This is a genomic window from Flavobacterium flavipallidum (assembly GCF_038289905.1).
GTDB classification, from domain to species: domain Bacteria; phylum Bacteroidota; class Bacteroidia; order Flavobacteriales; family Flavobacteriaceae; genus Flavobacterium; species Flavobacterium flavipallidum.
Window position 1 is genome coordinate 71,679 of the sequence record NZ_JBBYHU010000012.1, and the last position, 17,278, is coordinate 88,956.

16 protein-coding genes are annotated in these 17,278 nt (G+C 33.7%); 12 read left to right on the forward strand and 4 right to left on the reverse strand.

Annotated features, from left to right (window positions below; all coding sequences use genetic code 11):
• Positions 1–33 precede the first annotated feature (33 nt).
• Positions 34–1,806 (forward strand): tetratricopeptide repeat-containing sensor histidine kinase, encoded by a 1,773-nt coding sequence (locus AAEO59_RS08020; protein ID WP_341700213.1) that lies wholly within the window; start codon positions 34–36, stop codon positions 1,804–1,806.
• On the opposite strand, the gene AAEO59_RS08025 is transcribed toward AAEO59_RS08020, so the two are convergent.
• Positions 1,803–2,558, reverse strand: a complete 756-nt coding sequence (locus AAEO59_RS08025) for an SDR family NAD(P)-dependent oxidoreductase (protein ID WP_341700214.1) — start codon at positions 2,556–2,558, stop codon at positions 1,803–1,805. The two genes, AAEO59_RS08020 and AAEO59_RS08025, sit on opposite strands and share 4 nt — an antisense overlap.
• A 354-nt stretch (positions 2,559–2,912) precedes the next feature.
• On the opposite strand from AAEO59_RS08025, the gene AAEO59_RS08030 reads away from it, so the two are divergent.
• The 8 genes from AAEO59_RS08030 (at position 2,913) to AAEO59_RS08065 (ending at position 12,064) form a co-directional block, all read left to right on the forward strand.
• Positions 2,913–3,917 (forward strand): AAA family ATPase, encoded by a 1,005-nt coding sequence (locus tag AAEO59_RS08030; RefSeq protein ID WP_341700215.1) that lies wholly within the window; start codon positions 2,913–2,915, stop codon positions 3,915–3,917.
• An 88-nt stretch (positions 3,918–4,005) separates the two neighbouring features.
• On the forward strand, positions 4,006–4,869 hold the full coding sequence (locus AAEO59_RS08035) for a DUF58 domain-containing protein (protein WP_341700216.1): 864 nt from the start codon (positions 4,006–4,008) through the stop codon (positions 4,867–4,869).
• A 38-nt stretch (positions 4,870–4,907) separates the two neighbouring features.
• A complete protein-coding gene (locus tag AAEO59_RS08040) occupies positions 4,908–6,539 on the forward strand; it encodes a phenylalanine--tRNA ligase subunit alpha (protein ID WP_341700217.1) in 1,632 nt (543 codons plus the stop codon).
• Positions 6,539–7,540 (forward strand): vWA domain-containing protein, encoded by a 1,002-nt coding sequence (locus tag AAEO59_RS08045; protein ID WP_341700218.1) that lies wholly within the window; start codon positions 6,539–6,541, stop codon positions 7,538–7,540. Before AAEO59_RS08040 ends, AAEO59_RS08045 begins: the two co-directional genes overlap by 1 nt.
• Before the next feature lie 128 nt (positions 7,541–7,668).
• Positions 7,669–8,703, forward strand: a complete 1,035-nt coding sequence (locus AAEO59_RS08050; RefSeq protein WP_341700219.1) for a VWA domain-containing protein — start codon at positions 7,669–7,671, stop codon at positions 8,701–8,703.
• Positions 8,704–8,747: 44 nt separating this feature from the next.
• The gene (locus tag AAEO59_RS08055; protein ID WP_341700220.1) at positions 8,748–9,506 is read left to right on the forward strand and encodes a tetratricopeptide repeat protein; all 759 of its coding nucleotides are present in this window, start codon (positions 8,748–8,750) and stop codon (positions 9,504–9,506) included.
• 45 nt (positions 9,507–9,551) lie between these two features.
• Positions 9,552–11,300, forward strand: coding sequence for a BatD family protein (locus tag AAEO59_RS08060; protein ID WP_341700221.1), 1,749 nt, complete (start codon positions 9,552–9,554; stop codon positions 11,298–11,300).
• Between the two features lie 20 nt (positions 11,301–11,320).
• A complete protein-coding gene (locus AAEO59_RS08065) occupies positions 11,321–12,064 on the forward strand; it encodes a tetratricopeptide repeat protein (protein ID WP_341700222.1) in 744 nt (247 codons plus the stop codon).
• Between the two features lie 54 nt (positions 12,065–12,118).
• Here the strand turns inward: AAEO59_RS08065 and AAEO59_RS08070 are convergent, their stop codons facing one another.
• The gene (locus AAEO59_RS08070) at positions 12,119–12,619 is read right to left on the reverse strand and encodes a CvpA family protein (protein ID WP_341700223.1); all 501 of its coding nucleotides are present in this window, start codon (positions 12,617–12,619) and stop codon (positions 12,119–12,121) included.
• A 144-nt stretch (positions 12,620–12,763) separates the two neighbouring features.
• On the opposite strand from AAEO59_RS08070, the gene AAEO59_RS08075 reads away from it, so the two are divergent.
• From AAEO59_RS08075 to AAEO59_RS08085, 3 genes are all read left to right on the forward strand, one after another.
• Positions 12,764–13,120 carry a hypothetical protein gene (locus AAEO59_RS08075; RefSeq protein WP_341700224.1) on the forward strand — a complete coding sequence of 119 codons (357 nt, stop codon included), beginning with the start codon at positions 12,764–12,766 and terminating at the stop codon, positions 13,118–13,120.
• Between the two features lie 111 nt (positions 13,121–13,231).
• Entirely contained in the window at positions 13,232–14,251 is a 1,020-nt protein-coding gene (gene pheS, locus AAEO59_RS08080; protein WP_341700225.1) for a phenylalanine--tRNA ligase subunit alpha, read from the forward strand.
• Between the two features lie 82 nt (positions 14,252–14,333).
• On the forward strand, positions 14,334–14,741 hold the full coding sequence (locus AAEO59_RS08085) for a hypothetical protein (RefSeq protein ID WP_341700226.1): 408 nt from the start codon (positions 14,334–14,336) through the stop codon (positions 14,739–14,741).
• Positions 14,742–14,853: 112 nt separating this feature from the next.
• Here the strand turns inward: AAEO59_RS08085 and AAEO59_RS08090 are convergent, their stop codons facing one another.
• Together AAEO59_RS08090 and AAEO59_RS08095 are read right to left on the reverse strand one after the other, a co-directional pair.
• Entirely contained in the window at positions 14,854–15,849 is a 996-nt protein-coding gene (locus AAEO59_RS08090) for an NAD(P)H-dependent glycerol-3-phosphate dehydrogenase (RefSeq protein ID WP_341700227.1), read from the reverse strand.
• 271 nt (positions 15,850–16,120) lie between these two features.
• A complete protein-coding gene (locus AAEO59_RS08095; protein ID WP_341700228.1) occupies positions 16,121–17,278 on the reverse strand; it encodes an iron-containing alcohol dehydrogenase in 1,158 nt (385 codons plus the stop codon).

Below are 17,278 nucleotides of genomic sequence, written 5' to 3' on the forward strand. Positions count from 1 at the left end.
ATGGCGATAATCTTTTATAAAAGATCCTTTCATATGGCCAAGAGAATACAATTTTATGAAGAATGTGCTTCAAATCTTCAAAACATAGGAACTGCTTTTGATTATTTAGGAAAAATAGACAGTAGTTTAGTCTACTTTAAAAAAGCTTTAGTTTTTGCAAATTTATCAAAGAATAAAACTAATATAGCTTACGTATTGACTGATTTAGGTTATGTCTATAATTCAAAAGGCAATATCACTTTGGCCATTGAAAACAATCTTAAAGCATTAAATATATTTGAAGAAATAAAAGACCTTGAAGGTGTTGAGAGAACTTATTTTGCTTTAGGGCGAATTTTTGATACTCAAAAAGAATTTATAAAAGCAATTTCTTATTACCAAAAAGGATTAAAAATAGCTACAGAAAATAATTTTGAAAATAGAAAGTGCATTTTATTGAATAGCTTGTCGTATTCTTATTTTCAAATTAAAAAAGATATTCAGGCTGAATACTATGCTAAAAAAGGGCTTTTAGTTGCTCAAAAAAATAATTTTGAAACTGCTAAAGCAATGTCTTTAAAACATATAGGCGATGTGAAGTTTAGGGCTAATGATTTTTTGGAAGCCGAAAAATATTTTTTAGAATCAGCTGGAATATTTAAAAAATATAATGTTGATAATAATTATGCCAGGCTTTTAATCGATTTAGGGTCAATTAATATAAAGCGTGATAATAATCAAAAGGCTCTGATGTATGCCAATGAAGCTTTTGAGATTGCTAAAAAATCAAATTACCCTTCAGAGAAAAAATCGGCTGCTGAATTGTTAAGTATAATTTACCAGTTAAATAAAAAATTTAAAGAAGCTTATACTTTTCAGTCTATTGCCAAAAGCATTGGTGATAGTATTTTTTATGATGAAAATAAAAACATTGTTTTAAAGTCAGAATTTAAATATGAAGCTCAAAAGCAGAATGCACAAATCAAACTGCTGTCCCAACAGAAAAAAATTGCCTTACTGGAAAATCAGCGACAAAAAACAATTATTTTTTCCATTGTCATCGGATCGATTTTTTCGGGTTTACTCATTTTTTTAATGCTAAAAAGGTATAAATCCAGTAAGGAAAATGAACTTTTGAAAGTTACATTTCAAGAAAAAGAAAAAACATTAAACGCTGAGAAAAAAGCAACCGAAAGCGAATTAAAAGCATTGAAAAGTCAAATGAATCCCCATTTTATATTCAATGCGCTTAATTCTATTCAGGAGCAATTTATGTTTGGTGATAAACTAATTGCAAATGAACAAATGAGCAATTTTACGTATTTAACCAGGCAAATTCTTTCTATCTCAGGGAAAAAGAAAATTTCATTAGCAACTGAAGTTGAAATTTTGACCAAATATCTTGAACTCGAAAAAATGCGTTTTGAAACCGATTTCAATTACTATATTTCAGTTGATAGTTCCATTGACGATCAATATGTAGAATTGCCTCCCATGCTTATTCAGCCTTTTGTAGAAAATAGTATTAAGCATGGTTTATTGCATAAAAAAGGACTGAAAATCCTAAAAATAAATTTTGATATAGATACTAATGAAGAGTACTTGCTTTGTACGATTGAAGATAATGGTATTGGTCGTAAGAAAGCAGAAGAAATTAAGACTAATAATAGACATGATTCCTTTTCTACCCAATCAATTGCTCAGCGTTTACAGCTTCTAAATGACACAAACTCTATTGAAGAAGTCTTAATCTATGAAGATTTAGAAGATTTAAACGCTAAAACAACTGGAACAAGGGTTAAATTAAGAATAGCATTATTGAGTTAATCTTTTTGAATAATCGTTGCCGAACCTTGTGCGGTACACATAACAACCATGTCAGAAATGTTAACGTGGTAAGGTCTTGTGATTACAAAGTGAATAATATCGGCAATGTCTTCCGGTTTCAAAGGTATAAATCCTTTGTATACATTAGCCGCTTTTTCGGTGTCGCCTTTAAAACGCACCTGACTGAACTCGGTTTCAACCAGTCCGGGATGAATGGCTCCTACACGAATTCCGTAAGGATTTAAATCCATTTTCATTGCTTTGTTCAAAGCATCTACGGCATGTTTGGTGGCGCAATATACATTCCCGTTTGGATAAACTTGCTTAGCTGCAGTAGAGCCAATATTGATAATGTGTCCTGACTTTTGAGCAATCATTTTTGGAATAATAGCTTTGGATACATATAAAAGACCTTTTAGATTAATATCAATCATATTTTCCCAATCGTCTAAGTTGCCTTCCTGAATAGGTTCTAAGCCATGGGCATTTCCGGCATTATTGATTAAAGTATCAATTTTAGCGAAAGATTCTGGTAAGGAATTGATGCTTTCAAAAACAGCATTTTTATCACTAACATCAAATGAAAGACAATGAACTTTTGTCAATGAACTTAATTCCTTTTCTAATTCTTCAAGTCGGTCTGTGCGTCTTCCACAAAGGATTACATTATAATTGTTTCGGGCTAAAATTTGTGCGGTTGCTTTTCCTATTCCGCTTGTTGCTCCGGTTATTAAAGCCGTTTTATGTGTCATGATAAGTAGTGCTTAATTGCTTTTTAATTTTTTTGTCAAATTTACAAATGAAGAAAATAATAGAGGCTTTTTTGCTTTTGAAAATGAATTTTTTTTGCCGTTTTTAAAGCGCTTGGAACCTGTTATTTGGAAATGGTTTAAATCTGAAAATTGCGAAAAAATCAACATTTTAAACGTTTTTCAAATACTAATTTCGAAAGTTCTTAAAATTATGGAAATTGTATCATAATTCGTCCTTAAAATTGCAGTATTGGCAGAAGTTTTAACCATTTTTTAACATCTTTCCTTTAAAAAAAAATTCAATTTGCACTCTCAAAATTAAGGCATTAAATTCAAGGAATTAAAAATAATTTTATGGAAGAGAATACAGCGACTTTGGATATTAGAGCAATCAATGAAAAGATAGAAAGAGAGAGTGCTTTTATAGACCTTCTTACTATGGAGATGAATAAGGTGATTGTGGGCCAGAAGCACATGGTTGAACGATTATTGATTGGATTATTAGGACAAGGGCATATTTTGTTAGAAGGTGTTCCTGGATTAGCTAAAACTTTGGCAATTAACACTTTGTCAAAAGCGATTCATGGTTCTTTTAGTCGTATTCAGTTTACTCCTGATTTATTACCTGCTGATGTTATTGGTACAATGATTTACAACATTAAGCAAAATGAATTTTCGATTAAAAAAGGACCTATTTTTGCTAATTTCGTCTTGGCTGATGAGATTAACCGTGCTCCTGCTAAGGTGCAATCAGCTTTATTAGAGGCGATGCAGGAAAAACAGGTTACCATTGGTGATACTACATTTAAACTAGAAAAACCGTTTTTGGTTTTAGCTACACAAAATCCAATCGAGCAAGAGGGAACTTATCAATTACCAGAAGCACAGGTGGATCGTTTTATGTTGAAAACGGTGATTGATTATCCAAAAATGGATGAAGAACGATTAGTAATTCGTCAAAACTTAACAGGAAGTTACGAAACCGTAAATCAAGTTGTTTCTGTAGAACAAATTTTAAGAGCACAGCAGGTAGTTCGTGAGGTTTATATGGACGAAAAAATCGAGAAATACATCCTTGATATCATTTTCGCAACCCGTTACCCTGAAAAATACAAATTAGCCGATTTGAAACCTTTGATTAGCTTTGGTTCTTCTCCTCGTGGAAGTATCAATTTAGCTACTGCGGCTAAGTGTTATGCTTTTATTAAACGAAGAGGTTATGTAATTCCTGAAGATGTTCGCGCTGTAGTTCATGATGTATTGCGTCACAGAGTGGGTGTTACTTATGAAGCTGAAGCTGAGAATATCACTTCAGTTGATATCATCAATAAAATCATTAACGAAGTAGAAGTACCGTAATAGTAAAATAGTACCTAGTGATTAGTCCTTAGTTTTTTCTCGGGACTATGAACTAAAAGCTAAGGACTAAGGACTAATTACTAAAAAAATGGATACAAAAGAGCTTTTAAAAAAAGTACGAAAAATAGAAATCAAAACCCGAAGACTGAGTAATCATATCTTCTCAGGGGAATATCATACTTCTTTCAAAGGCCGTGGTATGACTTTTAGTGAAGTACGTCAATATCAGTATGGAGATGACATTCGAAATATTGATTGGAACGTTACCGCTCGCTATAATGAAGCCCATGTAAAAGTTTTTGAAGAAGAACGTGAATTGACCATGATGTTGATGGTGGATATTTCGGGTTCGGAAAGTTTTGGTTCTAAAAACCAATTTAAAAAAGACATCGTAACAGAAATTGCTGCAACGATGGCTTTTTCGGCTACACAAAACAATGATAAAATTGGCTTGATTTTGTTTTCTGACCAAATCGAATTATATATACCGCCCAAGAAAGGTCGTTCGCATGTATTGCGTATCATTCGTGAACTAATAGAATTTGAACCTAAAAGTCATAAAACAGATATCGCTCAGGCATTGAAATTTTTGTCCAGTACACAAAAAAAGAAAGCCATTGTTTTTGTAATCTCCGATTTTATGTCGGCTGATTACGAACAAACTTTGAAAATTGCTTCTAAAAAACACGATGTTACAGGAATTCGTGTCTATGATATTCGTGAAGAAAAAATGCCAAATTTAGGAATGGTTCCCATGCTGGATGCCGAAACAGGCGAAATGCAATTGGTAGATACCGGTTCAAAAGCCGTTCGTATGAGTTATGAGAAATATTATCAGGATCAGTTAAATTATTTCAAAGAAACTTTTAGTAAATCAGGTTCGGGCGTAGTAAATACAAGAGTTGACGAAAGTTATGTAACCAAATTGTTAGGTTATTTCAAATCGAGATAAAGAATCTGGATTGAAGATTTTAATCGGATTAATACAACATGAAAAAAATAATATTCTTTTTATTTCTACTGCTGTCTACGAGCATTTTTGCGCAACAAAAAAGAGTAGAAACAAGTATTGATACTACTAAAAATAAAATTGGTGCCGAGTTTAAGTTGACATTAAAAACCTCGGTAGATACTTTGTCTAAGGTTGTTTTTCCAAATTTAAAATCATTTGGGCAATTAGAAGTTATCCAATCTTATCCTATTGATACTGTAAAAAACAACGACCGTTATGAATTGATAAAAAGATACGGCTTGACGCAATTTGATTCTGGTCGTTATGTAATTCCTAGTGTCAAAGTACTTATCAATAATAAAGCATATCAAACAGAATCTATTCCTGTTGAGGTAGCCAATGTTCAGGTGGATACTTTAAAACAAAAAATGTATGATATTAAAGATATTCAGCCAGCTAATGATTCCATTGGTAATTGGTGGAAATATCTTTTAGGAATACTAGTTCTTTTAGCAATTGGTGCAGCTGTTTATTGGTTTCTTAAAAACAAACAGAAGAAAAAAATTGAAGAGGAAGTTTATAAAACTCCAATTGAAAAAGCCACAAGTTTATTGAATAACCTAGAAAAGAAAGAGCTTTGGCAAAAAGGAGAAGTAAAAGAATACTACAGTGAATTGACTGATATTGCTCGAAATTATATTGAAGAAGCGATAGAAATTCCAGCAATGGAAAGTACAACATCTGAATTGATTGCCGGTTTAAAAGCGGCTTCGGTTAAAAAGAAAATGACACTTTCGGCCGAAATAATTGAAAATTTAGAAAGGGTTCTAAGACAGGCCGATTTAGTAAAATTTGCTAAATCAAAACCTTTGGAATATGAAATTACCGATGATAGAAATAAAATCCAAAAAGCCATTTTAACGCTTGACAATTCTATTCCGGTTGAAATTCCTGATGAAGAAGATATTTTATTAAATGAAGCGCAAAGACAAAAACAAATTGCGCTTCAATTAAAGAAAAAAAGAAACAAACGTATCGTTAATTCTGTTTTAACGGTAGCGATTTTACTCGTAGCGGTTACTTTTTATTTAATGGCTACCAAAGGATTTGATTATGTAAAAGACAATCTTTTAGGTCACCCGTCCAAAGAATTATTGGAAGGAGAATGGGTAAGAAGCGACTATGGAAATCCGGGAGTAATTGTTGAAACGCCTCAAGTGCTTTTGCGTACTGATATGTCAAAATCATTACCTAAAGACGGTGCAGCATTAGTTAAAGACATGCAGTCTTTTACCTATGGAAATTGGGCCGATTCTTTTTATCTGATGGTTTCAACCCTACATTATAAGCAGGAAACTCAAGTTGATTTAAAGAAATCAATGGAAGCTTATTTGCAATATATGGAAACTCAGGGCGCACAAAATATGCTTGTAAAGCAGGAAGATTACGAGACTAAAGAAGGAATCACAGGAATAAAGTCTTACGGTACATTTACAAGAGATAATGGATTGACCAGTGGAAATGAAAGAATGTATTATGAAATCTTGTTGTTCAGTCAGGAAGGTGGTTTACAACAGGTTTTGATTTTACATCAGGAAGGGGATAAGTATGCTAATGAAATTTCAGAAAGAGTGTTAAGCTCAGTTGAATTAAAACACGAAGACAGATAATGGCAAATATATCTTTTTTAAATCCGGAGTTTTTTTGGTTGTTTCTTTTGATACCATTGGCCATTATTTGGTTGGTATTAAAAAAAGATCAACAATCAGCGACTTTGAAAGTGAGTTCGATTAAAGGTTTTAAATCCAGGACATCAACTTTAGCCAAATTAAAACCTTATTTAAACGTATTGCGACTTTTGGCCTTAAGTTCTTTAATTATAGCTTTAGCACGACCAAGAACAGTAGATATTAGTAATCAAACTAAAACGACTAAAGGAATTGACATTGTGATGGCAGTGGATGTTTCAGGAAGTATGCTGGCCAAAGATTTGAAGCCTAACCGTATGGAGGCTTTAAAAAGAGTAGCAGCCGATTTTGTGGAACAAAGACCTAATGACCGAATTGGATTAGTCGTTTATGCTTCGGAAGCGTATACTAAAACGCCCGTAACAAGTGATAAAGTAATCGTAGAGGAAGCTATAGGAAGTATAAAATACGATAATGTTTTACAGGACGGAACCGGAATAGGGATGGGACTGGCAACAGCAGTTAATCGATTAAAAGACAGCAAAGCCAAAAGTAAAGTAATCATTCTGTTAACTGATGGGGTAAATAATGCCGGTTTTATTGAGCCGGAAACGGCAGCTGATATTGCTAAACAGTACGGAATTAAAGTATATACTATTGGTATTGGTACCAATGGAATGGCTGAGTTTCCTTATGCAGTTGCTCCTAACGGAGAGTTTTTGTTCCAAATGATGAAGGTGGAAATTGATGAAAGACTGATGAAAAGTATTGCTGCTAAAACCGATGGAAAATATTTTAGAGCAACTAGTAACAGTAAGTTGGCCGAAATTTATAACGAAATCAATAAACTGGAAACAACTGAAATAGAAGAATTAAAATTTTATGATTACGATGAAAAATTCAGACCGTTTGTTTTATTCGCCTGTCTTTTAGTGCTAATCGAAATTGGATTGAGAAATACGGTTTACAAAAGCTTTATTTAAGAAATATTGAATTTAAGTAATTCGATATTTCTTAAATAAAACAAAAATCAATTTTTAAAATTCCAAATTCCAATGGTTAGAATGGAAATTTGGAATTTGGGATTTTTTTATTGGAATTTATATAATTTATGGAATTAGACGAAAAAAAATATTTATATCTGCTTATAATACTGCCTCTTGTGGTGCTACTTTTTCTAATGAATATGTATTGGAAAAAGAGAAAACAAAAGGAGTTTGGTGATTTAGAAATCATCAATAAATTAAGTCCGGAGCGCTCGGTTTTTAAACCTGTTTTAAAACTAATTGTTTTCCTGTTAGCTTTTTTGTGTTTGATAATTGGTTTGGTTAATCCTAGAATTGGGACCAAATTAGAAACGGTAAAAAGAGAGGGAATTGACATTGTTTTTGCAATGGATGTTTCAAAAAGTATGCTTTGTGAGGATGTTGCTCCTAATCGTTTAGAAAAAAGTAAGCAAATTGTTTCTCAAATTATCAATCAACTGGGAAATGACCGCATTGGGATTGTGGCTTATGCCGGAAGTGCTTTTCCTGTTTTGCCTATCACGACCGATTATAGTGTAGCTAAAATGTTTTTGCAAGGGATGGATACGGATATTGTTTCATCTAAAGGAACTTCATTGGACGAAGCCATAAAATTATCTTCCACTTATTTTGATGAAAAAAGTAAAACCTCCAAGTTGTTAATTATGCTTTCGGATGGAGAAGATCATTCTGATGGTGCTGAGGCAGCTGCCGAGGAGGCTAATAAAATAGGGATGCGCATCGTAACTATTGGAATTGGAACTGAAAAAGGAGGAACGATTCCGTTAAAAGTTAATGGTGTAGTGCAGGGTTATAAACGCGATAAAAATGATGAAGTGGTGGTAACCAAATTGAATCAAGCGGGTCTAGAATTAATTGCCAAAGAAACAAAAGGAGGTTATGTAAGTGGAAATAACACCAAAGAAGTCTTGGATTATATCAAGAAAACCCTGGATAATATTCAGAAAACCGAATTTGAATCGACACAAATGTCCAATTTTCAATCCCAATTTCAATGGTTTGTAGGTTTTGCGTTTTTGCTTTTATTTCTGGATATCTTCCTTTTGGAGAAAAAGACCAATTGGGTTAAAAAGTTAGATTTATTTAACGACGAAAAATAAATGTGAGTTCTCACCTTTTAGAGAAAGAACATAAAAAAATGAAAATGAAGAATTTTATAAAATACGGATTTACTTTTTTTGCATTCCTGTTACTAGGACTGGGAGGGATTTCTGCACAGGAAAAGGACAAAACTTTGCCAAAAGCAAATGAAGAGTACAGCAAGAGTAAGTATGCTGAAGCAGAGGCAGATTATAGAATTTCTAATTCAAAATTCCCTAACAGATCAGTTTCTCCATACAATTTAGGAAATGCTATTTACAGACAAAATCAAGCTACGGAAGCTAAATATGCTTACGCAAAAGCTTTAAAGAATGCCAAATCGAGAGTTCAAAAACACAAAGCTTACCACAATTTAGGAAATGTGTTTATGAAAGAGAAAAATTATTCTGCAGCAGTTGAAGCTTATAAAAATGCACTTAGAAACGGTCCTTCTGATGAAGAAACAAGATACAATTATGCATTGGCTAAAAAAATGCTAAAAGAAAATCCGCCTAAAGATAATAAGGACAAGAAAGATAAAAACAAAGACAAGAATAAAGACAAAGACAAGGATAAAGATAAAAAGGATCAGGACAAGAAAGACCAGGATAAAAAAGATCAAGACAAGAAAAATCAAGATAAAAAGGACGGAAAAGACAAACAAGATCCAAATCAACCGCCTAAACCACAGCCAGGAGGAATTTCTCCTGATCGATTGAAAAATCTTTTGGATGCGGTGAATAACGAAGAAAAGAAAATTCAAGACAAAGTAAACGCTAAAAAAGTAAACGGAAAACCAGTTGAAACCGATAAAGATTGGTAATTCTGAAAATTGTATTCCAAATAAATGTTATAGGATAACAAAACAATGAAAAGATATTTAGTATTAATACTGTTAAGTTTTCAAGGACTTTGGGCTCAGATTCAGTTTGAGACCCGAGTGAGCAAGAATACACTGGGTCTTAATGAGAGACTTCAGGTGGATTTTTTTATGAATATTGACGGAGATAACTTTAATGAACCCTCTTTTGAAGGATTCAGAGTTGTAGCAGGACCTATGCAACAAGTAAGTCAGTCATGGGTAAATGGTAAAAGTTCTTTTGAGAAAATATATACCTATTACCTTATGCCTCTCCAAAAAGGAAGTTTGGTAATTAAACAGGCAACCATTGAATATAATGGAAGGGTTTATAAAACTTTACCTGTAAAAGTAAATGTAACTAATGCTATTCAGCAACCTAGAGATCCAAATGATGTAAGTGTTTCGGCAGATAATAATTTGTATTTAGTAGCCGATGTTTCTAAAACGAATCCTTATATCAACGAACCGATAACGGTGGTGTATAAGTTGTATTTCAATAATATTGGAATAACTAATTCAACAGAGGTAAATAAACCAAAATACAATGATTTTTGGAGTCAGAATATTGATATCAAGCAATTTTCTGTTGAAGAAGGTATGTTTAAAGGGCAAAATTACCGTTATATCGTATTGAAGAAAGTGGTTTTGTATCCTCAAAAATCTGGTAAATTAACTATTGAACCCTTGGCATTGGATATTGATGTGCAATTGCCTACCAATCGTAGAAATGTGTTTGGTCAAATGCTAATTAAGGATGACAGGAAAAGAGTTTCAGCCGGAGCAAGAACTATTTCGGTAAAAGCATTGCCTGAAGCTGGAAAACCAATCGATTTTTCAGGCGCTGTAGGAAGTTTTGATTTTAGAGTAATACCTTCAAAAACCGTTTTGAAGAGTGGCGAAAGTCTGGATTTAGTGGTAAGTGCAGCCGGAAAAGGAAATTTAAAATTGTTTACCTTGCCAAAACCGGTGGTGCCAAATGCGCTTGAAATGTACGATCCGGTGCATAAAGAACAGGTGAATACACCGCTTTCAGGGATGGCTGGAAAAATAGCTGATAGTTATACCATTGTTCCGCAATACAAAGGGGAGTATGCTATTAAACCGATGTCTTTCTCGTATTTTGATTTGAATTCAGGGCGTTACAAAACCATAACTTCACAAGAAATTATTGTTAAGGTATTGGATGGTCCTACTCCTGTAGCTGCCGTTGCTTCTAATGCAGATACTACTAAAAACAAAGTGGTGGCTAATGAACAATTCCAATACATAAAGTTGGATACCGATTTAGAACCAATTCAGGTTAATGATTTCTTTGGTTCCAAATTGTTTTATAGTTTGTTGCTGATTCCTTTTGGTTTGTTGCCGGTAATTATCTTGGCTAAGAAGAAAAAAGAAGCAATCGATGGGGATGTTGTTGGAAATAGAATTAAGAGAAACAACCGTTTGGCTAAAAAGTATTTATCAGAAGCCAAAAAGCATATCAACAACAAAGAACCTTTTTATGTGGCATTGGAAAAAGCAATGCATAATTTCTTGAAGGCTAAATTACATATTGAAACTTCAGAAATGAGTAAAGATAATATCAGAGAAATTTTGTTATCTAAAAACGCTAATCCTGTGGCGGTAAATGAGTTTATAGTACTTACTGAAAACTGTGAGATTGCAAGATATGCGCCTTCGTCAAGTGCCAGTATTCAAAAAGATTATGAGAAAGCGGTAAGTATTATTTCTGATTTAGAAAAACAACTTTCTTAAAGTCATTAGTGTTTAAAAATATGAAAAAGATACTTTATATATTATTATTGGTAAGCCATGTTTTCTTTGCTCAAAATGACTTTGAAAAAGGAAATCAATTGTATAAAAATGGAAAATACGAACAGGCAATCGATGCATATAATTCAGTGCTAAGTGCTAAGAAACAGTCGGCAGAATTGTATTATAATTTAGGGAATTCCTATTATAAGTTAAGCAAAGTTGCTCCTGCTATTTATAATTACGAGAAAGCATTGGTGTTAAGTCCTAATGATAAAGATATACAGAACAATTTAAGATTTGCTCAAAAACGTACTGTTGACGAAATCAAAGTGGTGCCAAAAGTAGGATTTGATAAAATCATTCGCGACTTTACAGCTATGTTTCATTACAATACCTGGGCTTGGATTGCAGTTGTATTTTCAGTCTTATTTTTAGGCTGTTTTTTAGGGTATTATTTTTCAGCTTTGGCATTCAACAAAAGAGCTTACTTTTTTGGAATGTTTGTAATGTTGCTGTTAGTTTTGATAAGTGTTGCTTCGGCTGGTTTTGAAAAGAGCTATTTTAAAAACGATAGGCCGGCGATTGTTTTTGCCGAAATTACTGAAGTAAAAAGTGAACCTCAAAAAATGGGCGAAGCAGTTGTTGTCCTACATGAAGGAACTAAAGTTTTTGTAAAAGAAACAGTAGATAATTGGAAAAAAGTTCAATTGACTGACGGAACCGAAGGTTGGATTGACAGCAATGCCATTCAGGAAGTAAAATAAGATTACAGATTTCAGACAGCAGAATGCAGCTGCATTCTGCTGTCTGAAATCTGCTTACTTTTTTAAATTCCCATACCATTTTGAAATCGAAGGATACATAAATCCGGCTGTTTTTTGAATCGGATTGTAGAAAATAGAATTATCCAGCGTTTCTTTTTTAGCAAAAAAATGATTGTAATTTATTTTTTCGAAAACAGAAAAGATAAGTCCCATAATCAAGACCATTTTTAAAACACGGAATAAGCCTCCGCCTGCTTTATTAATCCATCCCAGGAAAGCAAAATCGGCAATTCCGGTAAGGATTTTGGCTAAAAAATGAATTCCGATTACAATTCCAATAAAAGTAATAATAAAGGCAATCACCTGAATAGTATTTGGGTTCCAATGTAAAAATCCGGACAAAACATCCTTAGTAATAACCGAAAATTTTACCGCCAAATAAGCGCCAATTATTAGCGAAATAAATGAGGCCAATTCGATAAAAAGACCATTAGTAATTCCTTTGTACAATGCAAAGCCCAATAAGGCACCTAAAATAATATCTAAAAAACCCATTTGTGAAATTTATATTTGAGGAACAAAGGTAAAAGAATATTCTAAAGTCAAAACGGACTGCTTATCTTTGCGAAAATAATTTTAGATAGTAGAAATCAGAATGCCAACTTCTAACTTCTAACTTCTAACTTCTAACTTTCATATATGTCAAGAGACACACAACTTAAAGAGCGCTGGGACAGGCTCGTAGATATACTTTCTGATCAGTTTTCGCAAGGCGAAGATTTAGATTTAGATTCCATCATTTTTCTTATTGGGGTGCAGGAATTAGGGCAGCTACATCGTGAATACAAAAAAGACGAGAAAGTAAACCTGATGCATATTGCTATTTGTCGTTTGTTAGAACCTTATGGTTATTACGAATTTGATTTTGTAGATCAGGAAGGCTGGCCTCATTACAAAGTAAAAGAGCAACTTCCTCCATTAAAAGCAGGAGAACAATCCGTTTTGATGAAAGAAGCCATTGTGAATTATTTCATAGAAAAAGAACTTATTGATTAGTATACAGTGTTCAGTAGCAGTAATCAGTTAAGAAATTTAGAAAAACTTCCAACTTCTAACTCCTAACTTCTAACTTTTACTTAAATTTGCACTCTCAATTATTGGATGAAAATGATAGATAAGATTAAAGAATATATTGGTGAAGCACAAGCTTTTTCAACACAGGATACAGCCGAATTAGAAGCGTTTAGAATTAAATTTTTAGGAAGCAAAGGGATTTTAAAAGAGTTTTTTGCTGAATTTAAAAATGTGCCAAACGAACAAAAAAAGGAATTTGGTCAGGTAATTAACCTGCTGAAAACTTCTGCTGAAGAAAAAGTAAAATCTATTCAGGAAGCCTTAGAAAGCAAGGAAGAATCTAAAGGTTTTTATGGCGATTTGACTCGTACTGCTGAGCCGGTAACCATTGGTTCGCGTCACCCGATTTCGATTGTGAAAAACCAAATTATCGATATCTTTTCAACCATTGGATTCAATGTTTCCGAAGGTCCGGAAATTGAAGACGACTGGCATAACTTTACGGCATTGAACCTGCCAGAATACCATCCGGCGCGTGATATGCAGGATACTTTTTTCATTCAGACTAATCCTGATATTTTATTGCGTACTCATACTTCATCTGTTCAGGTGCGTTATATGGAAAATAATAAACCGCCTATCCGAACGATTTCTCCGGGGCGTGTTTTCCGTAACGAAGCGGTTTCGTCACGTTCGCACTGTATTTTTCATCAGGTAGAAGGTTTGTATGTGGATAAAGAGGTTTCTTTTGCAGATTTGAAGCAAACACTTTTGTATTTCACCAAAGAGATGTTCGGGAAATCTAAAATCCGTTTACGTCCTTCTTATTTCCCATTTACGGAGCCAAGTGCCGAAATTGATATTTATTGGGGACTGAAAACCGAAACCGATTACAGAATTACTAAAGGAACAGGTTGGTTAGAAATTGGAGGTTGTGGAATGGTAGATCCTAATGTTTTGAAAAACTGTGGTATCAATCCTGATGAATACAACGGATTTGCTTTTGGAATGGGAGTAGAGCGTATTGCGATGCTGTTGTATCAAATTGGCGATATCCGTATGTTTTATGAAAACGATGTTCGTTTCTTAGAGCAATTCAAATCGATAATATAATTTTAGTCCTTAGTTAATAGTCCCTAGTCCTTAGTAAAGTGTTCTGCTAAGGACTAGGGACTAAGTACTCTTTATCTAATTTATGAAAAAAGACATCACAATCCCCGAAGTAGAAAACGTATTTATTGCCGCTGTTCAGGAATGGAGCGACGATTTTATGGAGAAAGTTTGGTATGCTTATTTAGTAAACGACAGCGATTTTGATATTGACAGCGTGATGGTGGTTTCTAAAGCTTTTGGAACTATCGATGGTGAAATGAAAAAGACGTCTATTTTGCGTCATGCTTTTGTACAGTTGCCAGCTGTTTCTGTAGTGAAAATTGAAATGGTCGAAAAAAGTCTTTTGGCTTTGAATAATGAATTCATGCTGACTTATTTCATCGGGAATACTTTATACGACAAGAAATTTATTTTTAAAGCCAATTCCATCAACGAAAAAAATACTGAGGAAGTGCCTATTCTTTTTGTAGATGGGGTTATTGTGAGATAGATAATAATATAAAGGAAAAGGAAAAAGAGTCAAAAACATAATATTTTGACTCTTTTTCCTTTTAAGAGATGATTCTTTGTTCTTGTCTCTTTTTTCTATTATCTAAGGATTTCTAATCCAGTTTTTCAGTCAGTTTTTTAAATACGGTTCTGGCGTTTTTGCCTTGGTACAAAACTTCGTGAACGGCATCTATAATTGGCGTTTTAGCACCATAACCCTGATTGAGTTTATAGGCACTTTTAGCGGCATAATAACCTTCGGCAACCATACTCATTTCCATCATGGCGCTTTTTACGGTGTAGCCTTTTCCAATCATATTTCCGAACATTCTGTTTCTTGAAAATACCGAATAACCAGTTACCAATAAATCGCCCAAATAAGCAGAATCATTGATGTTGCGTTTCATCTTGTGTACTTTTCGGATGAATTTCTTCATTTCGCGAATAGCATTACTCATCAACACCGATTGGAAGTTATCGCCATAACCTAAACCGTGCGCAATTCCTGCTGCAATAGCGTAAATGTTTTTAAGCATCGCAGCATATTCAGTGCCAATAATATCATCGGTAATTTTAGTTTTGATATAGTTTCCAGCTAGATTTTTGGCGACTACTTTTGCTTTTCCTGCATCGCCACAAGCAATGGTCAAATAGGATAAACGCTCTAAAGCCACTTCTTCGGCGTGGCAAGGACCAGTAATTACCCCAATATTGTAATAAGGAATGTCGTATTGAAAATGAAAATGTTCCCCCACAATTAAACTGGTTTCCGGAACAATTCCTTTAATTGCCGAGAAAATGATTTTGTCTTTAAGGGAAACGGTAAGTTTTTGCAATTCGGCGTCCAAAAAGGCAGAAGGAATAGCAAAAATAAGATAGTCAGCATATTCAACGGCCTCGTTAATATCGCTGGTTAGTTTGAGTTTTTTGGTGTCAAATTCTACTGAGCTTATGTAGTTTGGATTGTGCTTGTGGTTTTTAATGTGATCAATCGCCGATTCATTGCGCATGTACCACGAAACTTCAGAAAGATTTCCGCAAAGCATTTTTGTGATGGCTGTTGCCCAACTTCCTCCTCCAATTACTGCAAACTTTATATCTTGACTCATCCTTTTTAATAGTTTAATCAAAAGTACTTAAAAATGTACTAATGAAACAAGAGGAATCCTTTTGAATTGGGTTAAGGTTTTGAAATCGAAATAATATTTTTTTAATTTTTTTCTGAATAAATACAATAATTGAAATGTGATTAGCGTTGTAAGTTTTTGTAAATAAGTAATTTGTGTTTAGTATTTGTTAGTTTAGTTTTTGGTATTAGTAAAAAGGCGACATCTATAATTTAGGTGTCGCCTTTTGTATTGATTTATAAATAAGTAAGAATTAATAACTCAATTCTACTATGGCTTTTAATTTGTCCAAAGTAATATTTTGTTTTTCTCCCATTGCTTTCCAGCCTCTTTCATCAAAACGATCTACAATAAAATCAGCTGTTTTGCTGTAGTCTTCAGTGTATTGCGAAAGTTTTGTGTCGATTCCCATGATGTGGAAAAATTCGACTGTTTTGTTGATAGCTTCATTAGCAATTTCGTCAACTGTTCCTTCTAAGTTAAAAATACGTTTCCCGTATTGAGCCAGTTTTTCTTTTTTGGTTTCAAATACAACACGGTATAAATTAGGTCCAATAATGGCTAATGTTCTCGCATGATCAATGTCATATAATGCTGTTAATTCATGACCAATCATGTGTGTCGCCCAGTCTGTTGGAACTCCTTTTGCGATTAATCCGTTCAAAGCCATGGTACAACTCCACATAAAGTTGGATGCCAGTGCATAATCTGATGGATTTTCAACTACTTTTGGTCCCACTTCGATTAAAGTTTGCAAAATTCCTTCGGCAATTCGATCTTGTAAATAGCCTTCATGAGGATAAGTTAAGTATTGCTCCATAACGTGAGTAAAAGCATCCACAACGCCGTTTTGTAATTGTCTTTTTGGTAACGACTGAATTACTGTTGGGTCGCAAATAGAGAATTTTGGGAATAAAGCACTTCCGCCAGAAGCTAATTTTTCCTGAGTGGCTTTAATCGTTACTACATAACCGGAATTCATTTCGCTTCCCGTTGCAGGAAGTGTTAAAATGGTTCCAAAAGGCATCGCATTTTCGGTTATTAAAATGTGTTTTTGCAAAATATCAATAGGATTTCCGTCAAAGTTAACTGCGGCCGAAATGAATTTCACACCGTCAATTACAGAGCCACCGCCTACTGCCAGAATAAAATCAATTTTTTCGGCTTTGATAATTTCTACGGCTTTCATCAAAGTTTCAAAATGTGGATTCGGTTCAATTCCGCCAAATTCCACGACTTCAAATCCTTTTAAGTTATCGATAGTTTGCTGGTGAATTCCGTTTTTAAAGATACTCCCACCGCCATAAGCTAATAAGATTTTAGCACCAGCAGGAATTAATGTTCCTAATTTTTCTATTTGTCCTTTTCCAAAAACTAATTTGGTAGGATTGTATAATTCGAAGTTTAACAT